Here is a 19,121-nt window from a genome sequence, read left to right on the forward strand (position 1 = left end):
GGACGCTTGGGGATCAAGTGGCGGCATTGGGCGTTGCCGGCTGCACTGCTGGCGCTGGCCCTGCCCGCGGCGACCGGCTGTGAGAGCACGCCGGGCGCGCGGCCGAAGCCGACCGCCGCGCCATCCGCGTCCGTGGCCCGGGTGTGCGCCAAGCCCGCGGCCGGGCCGGCGAAGGCGCCGGCGGGCGCGGTGACGGTCAACCCTGCGGTGACCGGCGACCTGGCCGCGAAGACCAAGAGCAACCCCCCGAACACCACGTTCTGGCTTCGACCGGGCAAGCACAGGCTCGAGCGGGACCGCTATGCCCAGGTCGTCCCCAAGAAGGGGAACGTCTACCTCGGCGCGCCGGGCGCCGTGCTCGACGGCCGGAAGACCAACCAGTACGCGTTCGGCGGCACCGCCCGCGAAGTCACCGTCCGCTACCTGACTGTGCAGGGTTTCGTCGCGCCGCGCGACGAGGGTGTGGTCAACCATGACTCGGCCGACGGGTGGGTGATCGAGCACGCGACGATCCAGAACAACTCCGGCGCCGGGCTGATGGCCGGTGCCCGCCAGCGGGTTATCGCCAACTGCCTGCGCGGCAACGGTCAGTACGGCATGAACGCGTACAAGGGCAACGGCCGTATCAGCGGCCTGGTGGTCGAGGGCAACGAGATCGTGGGCAACAACAGGGACGACTGGGAGCGGCGGCGGCCGGGCTGCGGCTGCACCGGAGGCGTCAAGTTCTGGGCCGTCAACGGCGCAGACGTACGCGGCAATTGGGTGCACGACAACCGCGGAACCGGGTTGTGGGCGGACACCAACAACAACGACTTCCGCATCGAGGACAACGTGCTCGAGGCCAACGACGGTGCCGCGCTGATCTACGAGACCAGCTACAACGCGGTCATCCGGAAGAACACGATCCGGCGGAACAACTGGGTCGAGGGCCGCAAGTACGCCGACCGCGGGGACAATTTCCCGTTCGCGACCATCTACCTGTCCGAGTCCGGCGGCGAACCACGGATCCGGGCCCGCACGGACAAGATCGAGGTCTATCGGAACGTGCTGGAGAACAACTGGTCCGGGATCACCCTGTGGGAAAACGCCGACCGGTTCTGCAACAGCCCGGCCAACACCTCGTCCGGTGACTGCACCTTGCTGGTGAAGAAGACCGGCCGATGCGCACAGCCGGCGATCGCCACCGCACCGCTCTACGCCGACTGCCGGTGGAAGACGCAGCGCGTGGACATCCACGGCAACCGCTTCGTGCTGGACAAGTCCGTCGTCGACTGCACGGTGAAGTGCGACCGCATGGCGGTGCTGGCCAACTACGGCACCTATCCGGACTGGTCGCCGTACCAGGGCGAGCGGGTGGCCGAGGCGATCACCCGCAAGCAGCACAACCGCTGGCACGACAACGTCTACCTCGGACCATGGAAATTCGTCACCCACGACCCGAGCCGGGTCCTCGACTCCGGGCAGTGGCAGGGCGCGCCGTACCAGCAGGACGCGGGCAGCACCTTCCGCGCACGGGCGGGTGGTTGAGATGGGCGCGAACCACACGTCGAAGATCGTCGGGACGGTCTGGGCGCTGCTGGTGCTCAACACGCTCGGCTCCGCCGGGGCGAAGACCATCATCCCGCTGCCCCGCTCCCTCATCCAGATGGTCACCATGGGCGCGCTGGTCGCCGCGTTCGCGCTGGCGCTCACCGTCAATCTCCGGCTGCGCATCCGACCCAGTGCCTTCGTGTTCCTGCTCACCCTGCTGCTGGTGCCGAGCATGATCTCCAGCGTGAACCTGGAGTCCGGGTTCGGCGCGCTGTTCCGCTGCGCCCGGCTGGCTCTCTTCGTCGGCACGCTGTGGCTGCTCAGCCGCTGGTGGGACGGCGGCCTGACGTTCGTCCGCCACCACATCCGGTTGTATTTCGTGGTTCTCGGGTCGGTGGCCGCCGGCCTGGTCATCTCACCGGGCGCGGCCCTGCCCGGGCTCTACGGCGGGCGGCTGGTCGGCGCGTTGTGGCCGCTCACCCCGCCGCAGATCGGACAGTACGCCGCGGTGATCATCGGGCTCACCGTGCTGCTCGTTCTGGGCCGCCGGACCGACAGGACCAGCGCGGCGGTGGTCATCGTGCCGTCACTCGTCCTGCTCGCGCTGACCCATACCCGGACGGCCACGCTCGGCCTGCTCATCGGGCTGGCGTTGGCGATCAGCTCGCTCATCCTGACCAGCGCCGCCGCCCGCCGGTTCTTCGCCTGGGCGGTGCTGTGCGCCGCCGTGGCCGCGGTGGGGTTCGCCTCCGCGCTGCAGGCGTGGTTCCTGCGCGGACAGAGCCAGGAGAACTTCACCAGCCTCACCGGCCGGGCCAAGGTCTGGAACGCCCTGCTGGCAGCACCCCGGACGACCTCGGAGTACTTGTTCGGCGCGGGCCTGGGCGACAAGTCGTTCGGCGGACTGCCGATCGACAACAGCTGGCTGGCCGTCTACAACGAGCAGGGGATGACCGGCGTCGCCTTGGTGGCGGCGATCATCATCGTGCTGGGCGGCGTCGCGTTGCTGCAGCCACCGTCGCTGTCGAGGGCCTGCGCGATCTTCCTGATCAGCTACTGCGCGATCGCGTCGTACACCGAGGCCGGGCTGGGCGACGCCTCGCCGTATCTGCTGCATCTGGCCGTGGCCGCCTCGCTGCTGGCGGCACCCGCCGCGGCCACTCCCCTCTCGGCGGACGAACTCCCCCGACGACACATTCCGCGATGGGCCCAGAGATCGGAGGTGACCTGAGCATGCACGTCCTCGTGGTGCACAACCGCTACGCCTCGGCGCAGCCGAGCGGGGAGAACAAGGTCGTCGACCAGGAGGTGGCACTGCTGCGCGAGGCCGGCCACCGGGTCGAGATGTTCGAGCGGCGCAGCGACGACATCGCCGCCCGGTCCCTGCTGGGCAAGGTCGCGGTACCGCTGCTCGTGCCGTGGAACCCGGCGGTCCGCACGGAGCTCGCCACCCGGCTTCGCACCGAGCGGCCGGACGTGGTGCACGTCCACAACGTCTTCCCGCTGCTGTCGCCGGCGGTGCTGGCCGCCTGCGCCGACGCCGGCGTGCCCGCCGTCGCCACGCTGCACAACTACACCCAGGTCTGCCCGCCCGGCACGCTGCAGCGGGACGGCCGGCCGTGCACCGAATGTGTCAGGTCCACGCCGCTGCCCGCCGTCCGGCACGGCTGCTACCGGAACTCCCGGCTGGCGACGGTGCCGCTCGCGGTCAGCATGTCGGTCAACCGGCGGCGGTGGTGGTCCGGCGTGGAGCGGTTCTTCTGCATCTCCGAGGCACAGCGCGACGTGCTGGTGCGGTCGGGGATGCCGCCCGAGCGGCTGGCGGTGAAGCACAACTTCGTGCCCGACCCGGGCACGCGCCGGACGGACGCCGGTGAGCATGTGCTCTATCTCGGCCGGCTCGCGGAGGCCAAGGGCGTGCGGCTGCTCATGGCCGCGTGGGACGCACTCGCCGCCGACGGCGGGGTGGGCGTCCCGCTCGTGATCGCCGGTACGGGGCCGCTGGAGCCGGAGGTGACCGCCTGGGCGGCGGGCCGGGACGACGTCCGGTACGTCGGCCTCTATGACACGGCGGAGTGCCAGAAGGCCATCGCGCGGTCGGTCGCCGTGGTGGCTCCCTCGACGTGGCTGGAGGCGTTCGGCCTGGTGGTCGTGGAGGCGATGGCGGCCGGGGTCCCGGTCGTCGCCGCCGGTCACGGCGCCTTCGTCGAACTCGTCGAGGACGGGGTGACCGGGCTGCTGCACCGGCCGGGCGAGTCCGCGTCGCTCGCGTCCTGCATACGCCGGATCGCGGCCGAACAGGACCGCAACCGGGAGATGGGCCAGGCGGCCCGGGGCCGTTACGAGCAGGGGTTCAGCCCGGCCGTCGGCCTTGAGCGCCTGGTGGAGGGGTACCGCACCGCGATCGCGGGGCGGTCCGGCGGCGGGGACAGCCCGTCGCCGGTAGGGGACAACAGCACTGGCTCGCGGCGGGGGCGCCCGCGCGAGCGGGATGGGGGCAGTAGATGACACGATGCCGACTCTGCGGTTCGGCGGCGCTGGTGAGCGTCGTCGATCTGGGGGCGACCCCGCCGTGCGAGAGTTTTCTCGCCGCGGACCGACTGGACCAGCCGGAGCCGGCGTACCCGCTGCACCTGCGGGTCTGCACCGAGTGCTGGCTCGCACAGATCCCTCCGCTGATCACGCCGGAGGAGACGTTCAGCGAGTACGCGTACTTCTCCTCCTTCTCGACCTCCTGGGTGGAGCACGCGCGCACGTTCGTCGCCGACGCCGTACAGCGGGTGGGGCTGGGCCCCGACGCCTTCGTGGTGGAGGTCGCGAGCAACGACGGGTACCTGCTGAGGCACGTGGTGGACCGGGGGATCCGCTGCCTCGGCATCGAGCCCTCGGTGAACGTCGGCGCCGCGGCGCGGGACGCGGGTGTGCCCACGCTCACGGAGTTCCTGTCCCCGGACACCGGCTCGGCCGTCCGCACCGAGCACGGCCCGGCGGACCTGGTCGTGGCCAACAACGTGTACGCGCACATCCCCGACGTGGTCGGGTTCACGCAGGGGCTGCGCGCCCTGGTCGCCGACGACGGCTGGGTCTCCATCGAGGTGCAGCACCTGCTGACCCTGATCGAGGAGAACCAGTACGACACGATCTACCACGAGCACTTCCAGTACTACACGGTCGCGTCCGCGACCCGGGCGCTGGCGAGCGGCGGACTCACGCTCGTGGACGTCGAGTTGCTGCCCACGCACGGCGGCTCCATCCGGCTGTGGGCCCGGCCGACGGAGGTGGCCGGGGAGCCCTCCGCCCGCGTGGCCGAGGTGCTCGACCGGGAGAAGGCCGCCGGGCTGCGGGAGCTGTCCGGGTACACCGAGTTCTCCGCCCGGGTGGCCAAGGTGCGCCGGGACCTGCTGCGGTTCCTCATCGACGCGGCCGAGCGCGGCGAGACGGTCGTCGGCTACGGCGCCCCGGGCAAGGGCAACACCCTGCTCAACCACTGCGGCATCCGGCCCGACCTGCTCCCGTACACGGTCGACCGCAACCCCTACAAGCACGGCAGGTTCACCCCGGGCACCCGCATCCCGATCCTGCCGCCCGAGCAGATCGCCGCCGACAAGCCGGACTACGTCCTCGTCCTCCCGTGGAACCTGCGGGCCGAGCTGGTCGAGCAGCTGGCCTTCGTGCACGAGTGGGGCGGCCGGCTGGTCTTTCCCATCCCGGAACTGAGCATTGTCGAGGTCAAGGCATGAAGGTCGTTCTGTTCTGCGGCGGTTACGGGATGCGTATGCGCAACGGAACCTCCGACGACGTGCCCAAGCCGATGGCGATGGTCGGCCCGCGACCGCTGATCTGGCATGTCATGCGCTACTACGCGCACTTCGGGCACAAGGAGTTCATCCTGTGCCTCGGGTACGGAGCGCACCACATCAAGAACTTCTTCCTCAACTACGAGGAGACGACGTCCAACGACTTCGTACTGCGGGGCGGGCGGGCCGAGTTGCTGTCCACCGACATCGCCGACTGGACGATCACCTTCGCGCAGACCGGCATCGAGTCACCGATCGGGGAGCGGCTGCGCCGGGTGCGGCACCACCTGGACGGCGACGAGATGTTCCTCGCCAACTACGCCGACGTGCTCACCGACGCCCCGCTGCCGGAGATGATCGACCGGTTCGCCCGGCGCGACGCCGGTGCGTCGATGATGGTCGTGCCGCCGCAGTCCTCGTTCCACTGCGTGGAACTGGGCGAGGACGGCCTGGTGGGGGGCATCACCGCGGTGAGCGACATGCCGCTGTGGGAGAACGGCGGCTACTTCGTGCTCCGTCAGGAGGTCTTCGACCACATACCGGAGAACGGGGACCTGGTCGCCGACGGCTGCGCCCAACTGGCCAAGCGCGGGCGGCTGGTGGCGCACCAGCACCGCGGCTTCTGGAAGCCGACCGACACCGTGAAGGAGCGGGCCGCGCTCGACGACGCCTACACCCAGGGCGACCGCCCGTGGGCCGTGTGGGAACACGGCGGCGCGGGGGCGCTCGTGCCCGGAAGCCGGGCCGGCGCCGGGGCGGGGACCGCGTGATCAGGCTCGGGGCCGGACCCCTGGACCGGATCGTCGCGGTGGGCGCGCACTGCGACGACATCGCCATCGGCGCCGGCGGAACGCTGCTGACGCTGTGCCAGGCACGACCGGGCATCCGCGTCGACGCGCTGGTGCTCTCCGGCGGCGGCAGCGAGCGGGAGCAGGAGGAGCAGGCCGCGCTCGCCGCCTTCTGCCCCGGCGCCGACCTGCGGCTGACCGTGCACAAGCTGCCGGACGGCCGGCTGCCCGCGCACTGGGACGAGGCCAAGGCCGCCGTCGAGGAACTGCGCGCGGCGACGGAGCCGGATCTCGTCCTTGCCCCGCGTACCGCTGACGCGCACCAGGATCACCGCGGTCTGGCGAAGCTGATGACCACCGCGTTCCGCGACCACCTCGTGCTCGGCTACGAGATCGTCAAGTGGGACGGCGATCTCGGCCGTCCGACGGCGTACCAGCCGCTGTCGCCGGAGATCGCCGAACAGAAGGTGCGGCTGCTGCAGGAGCACTACCCCTCGCAGCAGCACCGGCCCTGGTACGACCGGGAAGCCTTCCTCGGGCTGGCCCGGATCCGCGGCATCGAAAGCAACGCGCGCTACGCCGAGGCGTTCGCCGTCACCAAACTCACTCTCGACCTGGGGGAATGAACCTTGCGCGTACTGCTGACCGGACACCAGGGCTATCTGGGCACCGTGATGGCCCCGGTCCTCGCGGCCGCCGGGCACGAGGTCGTCGGTCTTGACGCCGGCCTGTTCGCCGACTGCGTGCTGGGCCCGACGCCCGCCGACCCGCCGGGGCAGCGGGTGGACCTGCGCGACGTCACCGCCGAGCACGTGGCCGGCGTGGACGCCGTGATCCACCTGGCCGCGCTGTCCAACGACCCGCTGGGATCGCTGGCGCCGGAGCTCACCTACGACATCAACCACCACGCCTCCGTGCGGCTGGCCCGGCTGGCCCGCGAGGCCGGAGTGCGGCGCTTCCTGTACGCGTCGACCTGCTCCGTCTACGGCGCCGCCGGCGGCGACGACCTGGTGGCCGAGGACGCGCCGCTGCGCCCGGTGACGCCGTACGCGGAGTCCAAGGTGCGGGTGGAGGACGATCTGCACGCGCTCGCCGACGGCGACTTCAGCCCGGTGTACATGCGCAACGCCACCGCCTTCGGCTACTCACCCCGGCTGCGCGCCGACATCGTGCTGAACAACCTGGTGGGGCACGCCCTTTTGTCCGGCGAAGTCCTTGTGCTCTCCGACGGCACCCCCTGGCGTCCGCTGGTGCACGCCGCCGACATCGCGGGGGCCTTCGCGGCGGCGCTGGTCGCGCCGCAGGAATCGGTGCACGACCGGGCCTTCAACATCGGCAGCGAGATCAACAACGTCACGGTCGCCGAGATCGCCGAGCAGGTCGCCGAGGCGGTGTCCGGCTCGAAGGTGGTGATCACCGGGGAGAACGGTGCCGATCCGCGGTCGTACCGGGTGGACTTCTCCCGGTTCCGCGCCGCGGTGCCCGGCTTCGACTGCGAGTGGACGGTGAAGCGGGGCGCGCTCGAACTCGCCGACGCCTACCGGAAGCACGGGCTGACCCGGGAGAGCTTCGAGCAGCGCTTCACCCGCCTTGCCGTGCTGCGCGCGGCGTCCGACGCCGGCGCCGTCGACGACACCCTGCGGTGGCGCCGATGACCACGGCCGGCGAGGAGATGCACGCGCTGGTGGAGCGGTTGTACCCGCTGTGCCGGAGCATCACCGGAGATGGTGTGCGCGCCACCCTGGAGATCGTCGGCGAGTACATCCCGCTGCAGGTGCACGAGGTGCCGACCGGGACCCAGGTGCTCGACTGGACGGTGCCGCAGGAGTGGAACATCCGGGACGCGTACGTCGCCGACACCGCCGGGAACCGGGTCGTCGACTTCGCCGCGTCCAGCCTGCACGTGCTCGGCTACAGCGTGCCGGTGTCGGCGACCATGCCGCTGACCGAGCTCCGCGAACACCTGCACACCCTGCCGGACCACCCGTCCTGGGTGCCGTACCGCACCAGTTACTACAAACCGGAATGGGGATTCTGCCTGGCCCAGGAGACCCTGGACGCGCTGCCGGACGGTGAGTACGAGGTACGCATCGACTCCACACTCGCCGATGGCCACCTCACCTACGCCGAGCACGTGGTCCCCGGGCAGGTCGCCGACGAGGTGATCGTCTCCTGCCACACCTGTCACCCGTCGCTGGCCAACGACAACCTGGCCGGCATCGCGGTGGCGACGTTCCTGGCCCGCGCGCTGGCGCAGGAGACGCCGTACTACACCTACCGGTTCATCTACGCGCCCGGCACCATCGGGGCGATCACCTGGCTGGCCCGCAACGCGGAGCGGATCGAACGGGTCAAGCACGGGCTCGTGCTGGCCTGCGCCGGCGACCCGGGCCGGCTGACGTACAAACAGAGCAGGCGCGGCGACGCGGAGATCGACCGGGTGATGCGGCATGTGCTGGACGCCTCCGAACGCCCGCACCACGTCGCCGAGTTCACTCCGTACGGCTACGACGAGCGGCAGTTCTGCTCGCCCGGGTTCGATCTCGGCGTGGGCTCGCTCAGCCGGACCCCGTACGCCGGCTACCCCGAGTACCACACCTCGGCGGACAACCCGGACTTCGTCACCCCCGAGGCGATGGCGGACACGCTCGCCCTCTGCCGCGAGGCATTCGCCGTCCTTGACCGCGACCGGCGGTACGTCAACCTCAGCCCGTACGGCGAACCACAGCTGGGCCGGCGCGGGTTGTACGACTCGCTCGGTGGCCGCAGCGACGCCAAGCAGGCCCAGATGGCCATGCTCTGGGTGCTCAGCCTCTCCGACGGCGAGCACAGTCTGCTGGACGTCGCCGAGCGGTCCGGGCTGCCGTTCGACACCGTCGCCGCCGCGGCCGACGCCCTGTGCGGCGCCGAACTGATCAAGGCATGACGCCGATGGCCACCGAGGGGGAGAAGACGACGGCATCGGCGGAACCGGCCGGACATGCCCGGCAGACCGCCAAGCGAGCCCTCGTCGGTCGGCTGTCCTGGGGACTGGCCGACCAGGCGGCCTCCAGCGTGAGCAACTTCGCGGTGGGTATCTACGTGGCCCGCTCGCTGGGGGTGACCGCGTTCGGCGTGTTCAGCCTCGCCTGGGTGACGTACGGCGTGGTGCTCAACGTCTCCCGCGGGCTGGCCACCGATCCGCTCGTGGTGCGCTTCAGCGGCGTGCCGGACACGTCCTGGCGCGGGGCGGTGGCCCGGTCGACGGGTACCGCGCTCGGCGTCGGCACGGCCATCGGCGCGGCCTGTCTGGTGGCCGGGCTCGGCCTCGGCGGCCGCGTGGGGCCCGCGTTCGCCGCCCTTGGTGTCATGTTGCCGGGACTGCTGCTCCAGGACGCCTGGCGGTTCTCGTTCTTCGCCGCCGGTACCGGGAGGAAGGCGTTCGTCAACGACGTCGTGTGGGGTGTCGCACTCGTCCCGGCCCTGGTGGTGGCGGCCCGTGCGGGCAGCGTGGCCGCCTTCGTGCTCGCCTGGGGCGCGTCCGCCACGGTGGCGGCGGGCTACGGCTACATCCAGTCCGGCATCCGGCCCCGGATGACCGAGGCACGCGGGTGGCTGCGCGAGCAGCGCGATCTGGGCTACCGCTACCTGGCCGAGAACGTCAGCCTCAGTGGCGCGAGCCAGCTGCGGGCGTACGGGCTCGGCGCGATCGTCGGGGTCGGCGCGGTGGGTGCGGTGCGGGGCGCCGAGCTCCTGCTCGGCCCGTTCCTGGCGGTGCTCATGGGGCTTTCGCTGGTCACCGTCCCGGAGGCGGCACGGGTGCTGCGGCAGGCCCCGCATCAACTGGGCAGGTTCTGCCTCCTCCTTGGCGGGGGGCAGGCCGCCGGAGCGCTGCTCTGGGGCGCGGCGCTGCTGCTGATGCCCGGCCGGTTCGGCGAGCTGGTGCTCGGCGGCGTCTGGCATTCCGCCTCGGAGCTCATCGTGCCGATCACCCTCGGCGTCGCGGGCGCGGGCCTCGGCACCGGCGCGGCGGCCGGGCTGCGCGCGCTCGGCGCGGCCCGGCGCAGCCTGCGCTGCCAGCTGTTCGCCTCCGCCTGCTATGTCGGCGGCGGCCTCGGCGGGGCGGTCACCGCCGGCACGGTCGGCTCGGCCTGGGGCGTCGCCGCCGCGACCGTCAGCGGCTCGGCCGTGTGGTGGCTGCAACTGCGGTCCGCCCTGCGCGAGCGCCACCGCGATCCCATCCCCGAAGTGAGGACCTCATGACCGACCGACCCAGGCTGAGCATCGGCCTGCCCGTGTACAACGGCGAGGAGTACCTGGCCGAGTCGCTCGACGCCCTGCTCGGCCAGACCTACGAGGACTTCGAGCTGGTCATCTCCGACAACGCCTCGACCGACGGGACCCAGGAGATCTGCCGCAAGTACGCCGCGCGGGACTCGCGCATCCGCTACCTCCGGCTGCCCCGGAACATCGGCGCCACGCCGAACCACAACCATGTGCTGGCCGAGGCCCGCGGCGAGCTGTTCAAGTGGGCCTCGCACGACGACCTGTACGGCCGGGACCTGCTGCGGCGCTGCGTGGAGGCACTGGACGAGCGGCCGGACGTGATCCTCGCGCACACCGGCCAGGCGGTCATCGACGGCGAAGGCCGGGTGAAGGTCCCCTACGACTACACGCTCGCCACCGAGTCCCCGTACGCGCCGGATCGCTTCCGCAGTCTGTTGTTCGAGCCGGGTGGCGACGACTTCTACGGGGTGATGCGGACCGACGTGCTGCGCCGGGTGAAACCGATGGACAGCTATCACCACGCGGACCGCACGTACGTCGCCGAGATCACCCTGCACGGGTCCTTCCACCAGGTGCCGGAGCTGCTGTACTTCCGCCGCGACCACCCCACCCGCGCCGAGCGGGCGAACCCGTCCAAGCGCGCCCGGTGCGTCAACCTGGACCCGCGCCGGGCCGGCCCGCTGCACCCGACGCCCCGGCTGCTCGCCGAGTACGTCTGGGGCTTCGTCTCGGCGATCCGGCGGGCGCCGTTGTCCCGGGCCGACCGGCGCGCGTGCTACCGCCACCTGGCCGCGTGGATGACCAGCCGGGTCAGGCCGGGCGTCGGCGAGCGGGTCGAGGACCGCGCCCCGGTCGACCCGGGCCGGCTCACCGTCTCCGTCGACGCCCTCGTCGCCGGCCGTGAGGGGAGGCAGGCATGACACCCGCGAACGGGACTCCGGTGCGCGTCGGGGTGTTCGGCCTGCTCGGCTCCGGCAACCTCGGCAACGACGGATCGCTCGAAGCCGTGCTCGGGTACCTCGGCGCCGAACACCCGGAGGCGGTCGTGGACGCGCTGTGCGGCGGACCCGAGGCCGTGACGACCCGGTTCGGGATCCCCGCGACGCGGCTGCACTGGTACGGCGGGGAGTACCGGACGGCGTCGCGTGCGGGCGCGATCGCGGGGAAGGGTCTGGGCAAACTCGTCGACGTCTTCCGCACCGCTGCCTGGGTGCGCCGGCACGACGTGGTGATCGTGCCGGGCATGGGCGTCCTTGAGGCGACACTGCCGCTGCGGCCGTGGGGCTTCCCGTACTCGCTGTTCCTGCTCTGCGCGAGTGGCCGGCTGCTGCGCACCCGGGTGGCGCTGGTCAGCGTCGGCGCCGCGACGATCGGCAACCGGCCGACCCGCGCCCTGGTGCGCTGGTCGGCGCGGCTGGCCTCCTATCGGTCGTACCGGGACGCGCAGTCTCGCGACGCGATGCGGGCGATGGGCGTGGACACCGCGCGCGACGAGGTCTACCCGGACCTCGCGTTCGCCCTGCCGACGCCGCGGTCCCCCGAGCTCTCGGCTTCTCCCCCGGCCTTCGGCCGGGAGGGGCCCCCAGAGCAGGGAGGTACCCCCAGCGCGCCCCCGGACCCGTCGGCGCCGCAGGGCCCGGTCTGCGTCGGCGTCATGGACTTCCACGGCGGCAACGACGATCGCGCCCGGGCCGATGAGATCTACGGGCGCTACCTCGACGGGACGGTCCGGTTCGTCCGCACGTTGACCGAGGAGGGCAGGGCTGTCCGGCTGCTCACCGGAGACGAGTGCGACGCGTCGGTGGTCGCCGCGATCCTCGACGCGGTGGACTCGCCGCTGGTCACCGCTGCCGAGCCGTCGTCACTCGCCGATCTGATGAAGGAGATGACGGCTGCCGACACCGTGGTGGCGATCCGGTACCACAACCTGATCTGCGCGCTGAAGACCGGTACGCCGGTGCTCGCTCTCTGCTACGCGGCGAAGAGCGACGCGCTCATGGCGGAGATGGGCCTCGGCGCGTACTGCCACCCGGCGCGCGAGGTCGACGCCGACCGGCTGCTCGAGCAGTTCCGCGCGCTGGAGAAGCGTTCGGCCGAGCTGCGGCAGACCCTCGCCGAGCGGAACCTGGCCGCCGCCCGGCGGCTCGAGCACCAGTTCAACTCCTTGACCGCGGCCCTGTTCCCGGCGGCCGACCACGCCCACACCTCGCGGAAGGCTCCATGAAGGCGACCGAAGTCCCGGAGATCACCGGCGCGTACCTCTTCGAGCCGACGCCGTACGCCGACGAACGCGGCTTCTTCTGCCGGACCTTCGACGCCGACGTGGTCCGCTCGGTGGGCCTCGATCCGGACGCCTTCATCCAGGACAGCCTGTCCCGCTCGGTCCGGGGCGTGCTGCGCGGCCTGCACCTGCGCTCCGGCGCGGGCGAGGCCAAGCTGGTGCGGTGCTCGTACGGAAGGATCTTCGACGTCGTCGTGGATCTGCGGCCCGACTCGCCGACCTACCGCAACCGGGCCTTCTTCGAGCTGTCCGGCGAGACGCAGGTGACCCTGTACATCCCGGCGGGGTGCGCCCACGGCTTCCAGGCGCTGACCGAGACCACCGACACCTCGTACCGGATCGACCGCCCGCACGATCCGGCCGAGGACGTGACGATCGCCTTCGACGACCCGGAGCTCGCCATTCCCTGGCCGCTGCCGGTCACATCGATGTCCCAGCGGGACCGGGAGGCGCCGAGCCTCGCCGAAGTCCTGAAGCAAGAAGAGATCTGAAGCAAGAAGAGAGTTGAGGTCGGCGTGGACACCGAAGCCACCGAAGAGTTCCTCCTGCCCCGGTCGCGGACGGCGAACGAGCGGCTGCACGCCATGATCCCCGGAGGCACGCACACCTACGCCAAGGGCGACGACCAGTACCCCGAGAACCTGGCCCCGGTCATCAGCCACGGCAGCGGTGCCCACGTGTGGGACATCGACGGCAACCGCTACATCGAGTACGGGTCCGGACTGCGGTCGGTCAGCCTCGGCCACGCCCACCCGCGCGTGATCGAGGCGGTGCGGCGGGAACTCGACCGCGGCAGCAACTTCGTCCGGCCGTCCATCGTGGAGGTCGAAGCAGCGGAACGCTTCCTGGCCACGGTGCCGACCGCCGAGATGGTGAAGTTCGCGAAGAACGGCTCCGACGCCACCACCGCCGCGGTGCGCCTCGCCCGCGCCGCCACCGGGCGCCCGCGGGTGGCCATCTGCGCCGACCATCCGTTCTTCTCCGTCGATGACTGGTTCATCGGCACCACGCCGATGTCCGCCGGCGTCCCGGCGGCGACCAACGAGCTCACCGTGACGTTCCCTTACGGGGACCTGACCGCCACGGAGGAGCTGCTCACCCGGTACCAGGACGAGGTCGCCTGCCTGATCCTCGAACCCGCCGCCCACACCGAGCCTCCGCCCGGGTACCTCGCCGGCCTGCGCGAGCTGGCCGACCGGCACGGCTGCGTACTGATCTTCGATGAGATGATCACCGGCTTCCGCTGGTCCGAGGCGGGCGCCCAGGGCCTGTACGGCGTCGTCCCCGACCTCTCCACGTTCGGCAAGGCGCTGGGCAACGGATTCGCCGTCTCCGCGCTGGCCGGGCGCCGCGATCTGATGGAGCTGGGCGGGCTGCGTCACTCCGGCGACCGGGTGTTCCTGCTGTCCACCACGCACGGTGCGGAAACCCACTCCCTGGCAGCCGCGATGGCCGTGCAGACCACCTACGTCGAAGAGGGCGTCACCGCGCGGCTGCACACCCTCGGCGAGCGGCTGGCCGCCGGTGTCCGCGACGCCGCGGCCGCCATGGGCGTCGGCGACCACGTCGTCGTCCGGGGCCGGGCCAGCAACCTGGTCTTCGCCACCCTCGACGAGAACCTGCAGCCGTCGCAGCAGTACCGCACCCTGTTCCTGCGCCGGCTCCTCGCGGGCGGGGTGCTGGCCCCGTCCTTCGTGGTGAGCAGCGCGCTCGACGACGCCGACATCGATCACACCGTCGACGTGGTGGCCCAGGCGTGCGCCGTGTACCGGAAGGCACTGGACGCCGCCGACCCCACCCCCTGGCTGGCCGGACGGCCTGTGAAGCCCGTCTTCCGCCGCTTGGCGTGACGGGACGTCAGCGACGCTCCCACCGACCGGCGTCGGCGGTCCGGTCGACCAGGCGGTCAGCCGTCCGGTTGACCAGCCACGCGGTCGCGGGTGTCACGGCCAGCGCGGTGCACCAGCCGCCGAGGACGTCGGTCGGGTAGTGCGCGCCCAGGGCGACCTGCGCCCACCCCATGGCGGTGCCGGCGACCAGCGCCGCGGCGAGCACGAGCAGCGTGCCGGCCGTCCTGCCGAGGCCGAGCCGGCCGGTCGCGGGCAGGGCCACCACGAGGGCGAGCGCGGTGGCGAAGGCGGTGTGCCCGCTCGGGTAGGAAAGGTTGCCGTCACCGTGGATGGTGCGTCCCACCAGGTGCTTGAGCAGCGTCGCCGTCCCCACGGCCGTGCCGACACCGGCGACGACGAGCGCCGCCGCGCGAGGGCGCCGGAGCAGCAGGCAGCTCGTCACGGCGACCACGACCAGTGTCGCCGCTCCCCCGGGCTCCCCCAGGAAGTCGACGGCCAGAGCGATGTGCCGCCACGGCGGCCGCACGCTGTCCGCCGTCGGCTGGACGATCCACCTGTCCACCGTGCCGGGCTCGCTCTGGCCGGCGTACAGGACCCCGAGCACGACGACCACCAGCCCGGCGAGGACCGCAACCGGCCCGAGCCACACGCGCAGCGACGCAGGCAGCACCGCGGGCGCCCGCCGGCCGGTCACACGCCCACCGCGTCCGGTCGTCCCGCTGTGCTCCGCCGTGATCGGTGGATGCTGTTCCGGAACGCTGGTCGACGTGGCCTTCGGCTTCTGCCCGCCCCAACTCCCCACCAACGAGCCCCCCGTCGTGTCCGACTCGGCCCGCGCGGAAGCCATCGGCCTGTGCGGCCCCGAACTCGCCGGCCTGTCCGTCACCCTGGTCAAGGGCGGCGGAATCAGTCTCCGCTCGTCACCCTAGCCAACAATGCGTTGCGGCAGGCCGCTGTCGGAAAGTCCGCGGATGACGGTTCCGTGCCGGAACCACGGAGCGTCACCGAACCCGCGATCGTGACGCGTCGTGGATGACACCCTCCTGCGGTCCTCGACTCGGGCCCGGCGCACATCCCAGGCCCCTTCCCGGGAGGCCGCAGGTCAGCCTTCCTTCTTCACCGGCTCCAGAATCGCCACGCACTCCACGTGGTGCGTCATCGGGAAAAGATCGAACGCGCGGAGCGTCCGCACCTTGTAGCCGCCGTCGCGGAAGTACGCGATGTCCCGGGCCAGCGCCGCCGGGTCGCAGGCCACGTACGCGATCTTTCGGGCGCCCAGCGACGCGAGGTGTTCGACCGTCTTCTTGCCTGCGCCCGCGCGGGGCGGGTCCAGGACGATGAGGTCGACCTCGGTGATGCCGGTGCGCGGCAGGTCCGTCTCGACCTTGCCCTGTTCGATGCGGACGCGGTCGAACGCGGCGAGGTTGTGCCGGGCGTCCTCCACCGCGCGCTTGCCGGACTCGATGCCGAGGACCGCGCCCTGGTCGCCGAGCCGGTCCGCGAGGGCTCCCGCGAAGAGGCCGACACCGCAGTACAGGTCGAGGGCCATGTCGCCCTTGCGCGGCAGCAGGCCCTGCATGACCGCCTTGACGAGGGTGTCGGCGGCCTTCGGGTGGACCTGCCAGAAGCCGCCGCTGCCGACCCGGTAGGTGCGGCCGTCGGCGCGCTCGCGCACGAACGCGCGGCCGTGGACGCGGTGGATGCCGCCGTCCTTCTCCTCGACGCGCATCACGGAGACCGGCTTGTCGAGTTCGACGAGGGGGAGGCGGGCGCCGGGGTGGGGTTCGAGGATCACCATGCGGTCCTGGGAGCCCGTCGCGGCGATCGCCTCGACGGCCGCCATGCCGGACCAGTCGCGCTCCTCGATGCCGAGTTCGGTGATGCCCTCGGCGGCGATCATGCAGCGCTCGACGGGCTCGACCTCGTGCGAGCGGTGGCGGCGCAGTCCGGCGTTGCCGTCCGGGTCGACCGCGTACTGCACGCGCGTGCGCCAGGCCGGGACCTCGCCCGCGGGCAGCTTGTCGCCCTCGGCGGGCATCACCGTGCCGTCCCAGCCCGCCTCCTCGGGTGTGAGGCCCGCGAGGCGCTGCAGCTGCTCGGCGATGACCTCGCCCTTGAGGCGGCGCTGCGCGCCGGGCTTGGCGTGCTGCCAGTCGCAGCCGCCGCAGCGGCCGGGGCCCGCGTACGGACAGGGCGCCTCGACACGGTCCTTGGACGCGTCGATGATCCGCACGGCGTCGGCGCGCAGGAACCGCGCCCCTTCCTCGCCCTCGGTCACCCGGGCGACGACGCGCTCACCGGGCAGCGCGTGCCGGACGAAGAGGACCTGGCCCTCGTCCGTCCGGGCGATGCAGTGCCCGCCGTGCGCCACGGGGCCGATCTCGACCTCGTACTCGTCCCCCACCAGCGACTTCTTCGGTTCTGCCTGCATGGTGGGGTGACTCCAGATGAGAAGGGGGAAACGGCCGGACAACAGCCCACCAGTCTACGTGCTTCCGGTGGGCTTCCCTCTCCCGTCAATTCTTGGAGCCGGGGTCCTTCGGCCGCTCGTGGGCCGGTCCGCGGCGCACCGCACCCGGCGCGTTCCAGTCCTGCCGCTTGCGGGCACGCAGCTTCGCGGCCTCGGAGGACTCCAGCTGGTAGGGCACGGAGGTCACCATGACGCCGGGCGTGAAGAGCAGCCGGCCCTTGAGTCGCAGGGCGCTCTGGTTGTGCAACAGGTGCTCGTACCAGTGACCGACCACATACTCGGGGATGATCACGGACACCGCGTCGCGCGGCGACTCCTTGCGCAGGCCCTTCACGTACTCGATGACCGGACGGGTGATCTCGCGGTAGGGCGAGTCGAGGACCTTCAGCGGTACGTCGATGCCGCGCCGCTCCCATTCGTCGCGCAGGGTCTTGGTCTCGGCGGGGTCGACGTTGACGCTGAGCGCCTCGAGGGTGTCGGAGCGCAGCAGCTTGGCGTAGGCGAGGGCTCGCAGCGCCGGGCGGTGGATCTTGGAGACCAGCACGACGGAGTGGACGCGGGAGGGGCGGACACTGTCGTCGGACGGTCCCTCGGGGGCGGCCAGTTCCTCGGAGACCCGGTCGTAGTGCTTACGGATCGCGGTCATGGTCGCGTAGAAGATCACCATGCCGAGCAGGGCGACCCAGGCGCCGTGCGTGAACTTGGTGACGAGGACGACGACCAGGACCAGTCCGGTGAAGAAGGCGCCGAAGGCGTTGATCGCCCGGGAGCGGACCATGTGGCGCCGCTTGGCCTGGTCGGTCTCGGTGGCCAGGTGGCGGTTCCAGTGGCGGACCATGCCGATCTGGCTGAGCGTGAAGGAGACGAAGACGCCGACGATGTAGAGCTGGATCAGGCGTGTCGAGTCGGCCCCGTAGATGATGACGAGCATGCTCGCCGCGCCGGCCAGGAGCACGATGCCGTTCGAGAAGGCCAGGCGGTCGCCGCGGGTGTGCAGCTGGCGCGGCAGGTAGCGGTCCTGGGCGAGGATCGAACCGAGCAGCGGGAAGCCGTTGTACGCGGTGTTCGCGGCCAGGAACAGGACGAGCGCGGTGGCGGCGGCCAGCACGATGAACAGGAAGCTGTCCTTGCCGAACACGGCCTCGGCGACCTGGGAGATCACGGGGTTCTGGACGTAGTCGGAACCGACCGCCATGCCGTTGTGGATCAGGTCCGTGGCGGGGTTCTCCGCCATGCGCACCTTGGTGGTCATGGCCAGGGCGATGATGCCGCAGAACATGGTGACGGCGAGCAGGCCCATCGCCGCGAGCGTGGTCGCGGCGTTCTTCGACTTCGGCTTGCGGAAGGCGGGGACTCCGTTGGAGATCGCCTCGACGCCGGTGAGCGCCGCACAGCCGGACGAGAAGGCGCGCAGCAGCAGGAAGACGAGGGCGAAGCCCGCGAGCCCCTGGTGCTCGGCCTTGATGTGGTAGCCGGCGGTGGGCGCCAGCATGGTGTCGCCGAGCACGAGTCCGCGGAAGGCACCCCAGGCGATCATGATGAAGACGCCCGTGACGAAGACGTAGGTCGGGATCGCGAAGAGCTTTCCGGACTCCTTGACCCCGCGCAGGTTCATCAGCGTGAGCAGCACGATGACGGCGACGGCGCAGGCCACCTTGTGCTCCACCACGAAGGGAACCGCCGAGCCGAGGTTCTCGATGCCGGAGGCGATGGAGACGGCGACGGTGAGGACGTAGTCGACGAGCAGCGCGCTGGCGACGGTGAGGCCGGCCCGCGGACCGAGATTGGTGTTGGCCACCTCGTAGTCGCCGCCACCACTCGGGTACGCGTGCACGTTCTGGCGGTAGGAAGCGACCACCGTGAACATCAGCACGACGACCGCGAGCGCGATCCAGGGGCTGAAGTGGTAGGCCGACACACCCGCGATGGAAAGGACCAGCAGAACTTCTCCGGGCGCGTACGCCACGGAGGAGAGCGGGTCGGATGCGAAGACGGGGAGGGCGATGCGCTTCGGCAGGAGCGTTTCGCCCAACCGGTCACTGCGCAGTGCGCGCCCGATCAGAATCCGCTTGGGCACGTCGGTCAGTTTGGACACAACAGGGAATCGTAGGGGTTCGAACTGGCAATCGCCCACCCGCC

Annotated in this window: 17 protein-coding genes; 14 read left to right on the forward strand and 3 right to left on the reverse strand. The window is 71.3% G+C overall.

Going from position 1 to position 19,121, the window contains the following annotated elements; genetic code table 11:
• The first annotated feature begins 6 nt into the window (after window positions 1-6).
• The 13 genes from ACWD68_RS00510 to ACWD68_RS00570 are packed head-to-tail and all read left to right on the forward strand — an operon-like array spanning window position 7 to window position 14,512.
• Window positions 7-1,527 (forward strand): right-handed parallel beta-helix repeat-containing protein, encoded by a 1,521-nt coding sequence (locus tag ACWD68_RS00510; protein WP_451804105.1) that lies wholly within the window; start codon window positions 7-9, stop codon window positions 1,525-1,527.
• A gap of 1 nt (window position 1,528) precedes the next feature.
• On the forward strand, window positions 1,529-2,761 hold the full coding sequence (locus ACWD68_RS00515) for an O-antigen ligase domain-containing protein (protein ID WP_451804107.1): 1,233 nt from the start codon (window positions 1,529-1,531) through the stop codon (window positions 2,759-2,761).
• Window positions 2,762-2,763: 2 nt separating this feature from the next.
• The gene (locus tag ACWD68_RS00520; RefSeq protein WP_451804109.1) at window positions 2,764-4,038 is read left to right on the forward strand and encodes a glycosyltransferase; all 1,275 of its coding nucleotides are present in this window, start codon (window positions 2,764-2,766) and stop codon (window positions 4,036-4,038) included.
• Complete coding sequence (locus ACWD68_RS00525; RefSeq protein ID WP_451804111.1) at window positions 4,035-5,270, forward strand: class I SAM-dependent methyltransferase; 1,236 nt, start codon at window positions 4,035-4,037, stop codon at window positions 5,268-5,270. Before ACWD68_RS00520 ends, ACWD68_RS00525 begins: the two co-directional genes overlap by 4 nt.
• Window positions 5,267-6,097: a glucose-1-phosphate cytidylyltransferase gene (locus ACWD68_RS00530; protein WP_451804113.1), complete on the forward strand. Its 831-nt coding sequence runs from the start codon at window positions 5,267-5,269 to the stop codon at window positions 6,095-6,097. The genes ACWD68_RS00525 and ACWD68_RS00530 overlap by 4 nt, the downstream gene beginning before the upstream one ends.
• Window positions 6,094-6,741: a PIG-L deacetylase family protein gene (locus tag ACWD68_RS00535; protein ID WP_451804115.1), complete on the forward strand. Its 648-nt coding sequence runs from the start codon at window positions 6,094-6,096 to the stop codon at window positions 6,739-6,741. Before ACWD68_RS00530 ends, ACWD68_RS00535 begins: the two co-directional genes overlap by 4 nt.
• Window positions 6,742-6,744: 3 nt before the next feature.
• Complete coding sequence (locus tag ACWD68_RS00540) at window positions 6,745-7,770, forward strand: NAD-dependent epimerase/dehydratase family protein (RefSeq protein ID WP_451804117.1); 1,026 nt, start codon at window positions 6,745-6,747, stop codon at window positions 7,768-7,770.
• On the forward strand, window positions 7,767-9,041 hold the full coding sequence (locus tag ACWD68_RS00545; RefSeq protein ID WP_451804119.1) for a DUF4910 domain-containing protein: 1,275 nt from the start codon (window positions 7,767-7,769) through the stop codon (window positions 9,039-9,041). The genes ACWD68_RS00540 and ACWD68_RS00545 overlap by 4 nt, the downstream gene beginning before the upstream one ends.
• Window positions 9,042-9,046: 5 nt before the next feature.
• The gene (locus ACWD68_RS00550; protein ID WP_451804403.1) at window positions 9,047-10,357 is read left to right on the forward strand and encodes a hypothetical protein; all 1,311 of its coding nucleotides are present in this window, start codon (window positions 9,047-9,049) and stop codon (window positions 10,355-10,357) included.
• Window positions 10,354-11,301, forward strand: coding sequence for a glycosyltransferase family 2 protein (locus ACWD68_RS00555; RefSeq protein WP_451804121.1), 948 nt, complete (start codon window positions 10,354-10,356; stop codon window positions 11,299-11,301). The genes ACWD68_RS00550 and ACWD68_RS00555 overlap by 4 nt, the downstream gene beginning before the upstream one ends.
• Window positions 11,298-12,605 (forward strand): polysaccharide pyruvyl transferase family protein, encoded by a 1,308-nt coding sequence (locus ACWD68_RS00560; protein WP_451804123.1) that lies wholly within the window; start codon window positions 11,298-11,300, stop codon window positions 12,603-12,605. The genes ACWD68_RS00555 and ACWD68_RS00560 overlap by 4 nt, the downstream gene beginning before the upstream one ends.
• Window positions 12,602-13,153: a dTDP-4-dehydrorhamnose 3,5-epimerase family protein gene (locus ACWD68_RS00565; protein ID WP_451804125.1), complete on the forward strand. Its 552-nt coding sequence runs from the start codon at window positions 12,602-12,604 to the stop codon at window positions 13,151-13,153. The genes ACWD68_RS00560 and ACWD68_RS00565 overlap by 4 nt, the downstream gene beginning before the upstream one ends.
• Before the next feature lie 24 nt (window positions 13,154-13,177).
• Window positions 13,178-14,512, forward strand: coding sequence for a glutamate-1-semialdehyde 2,1-aminomutase (locus ACWD68_RS00570; RefSeq protein WP_451804127.1), 1,335 nt, complete (start codon window positions 13,178-13,180; stop codon window positions 14,510-14,512).
• Window positions 14,513-14,519: 7 nt separating this feature from the next.
• Here ACWD68_RS00570 and ACWD68_RS00575 read toward each other — a convergent pair whose 3' ends face one another.
• On the reverse strand, window positions 14,520-15,206 hold the full coding sequence (locus ACWD68_RS00575; RefSeq protein WP_451804129.1) for a phosphatase PAP2 family protein: 687 nt from the start codon (window positions 15,204-15,206) through the stop codon (window positions 14,520-14,522).
• A 73-nt stretch (window positions 15,207-15,279) separates the two neighbouring features.
• Here ACWD68_RS00575 and ACWD68_RS00580 point away from each other — a divergent pair, with 73 nt between their 5' ends.
• Window positions 15,280-15,441 (forward strand): hypothetical protein, encoded by a 162-nt coding sequence (locus tag ACWD68_RS00580; protein ID WP_451804131.1) that lies wholly within the window; start codon window positions 15,280-15,282, stop codon window positions 15,439-15,441.
• Window positions 15,442-15,614: 173 nt separating this feature from the next.
• Here ACWD68_RS00580 and ACWD68_RS00585 read toward each other — a convergent pair whose 3' ends face one another.
• The gene (locus ACWD68_RS00585) at window positions 15,615-16,943 is read right to left on the reverse strand and encodes a class I SAM-dependent RNA methyltransferase (protein ID WP_451804133.1); all 1,329 of its coding nucleotides are present in this window, start codon (window positions 16,941-16,943) and stop codon (window positions 15,615-15,617) included.
• An 85-nt stretch (window positions 16,944-17,028) separates the two neighbouring features.
• Entirely contained in the window at window positions 17,029-19,077 is a 2,049-nt protein-coding gene (locus ACWD68_RS00590; protein ID WP_451804135.1) for an APC family permease, read from the reverse strand.
• Between the last annotated feature and the right edge of the window lie 44 nt (window positions 19,078-19,121).

The sequence above is a fragment of the Streptomyces sp. NPDC005141 genome, from assembly GCF_053599975.1.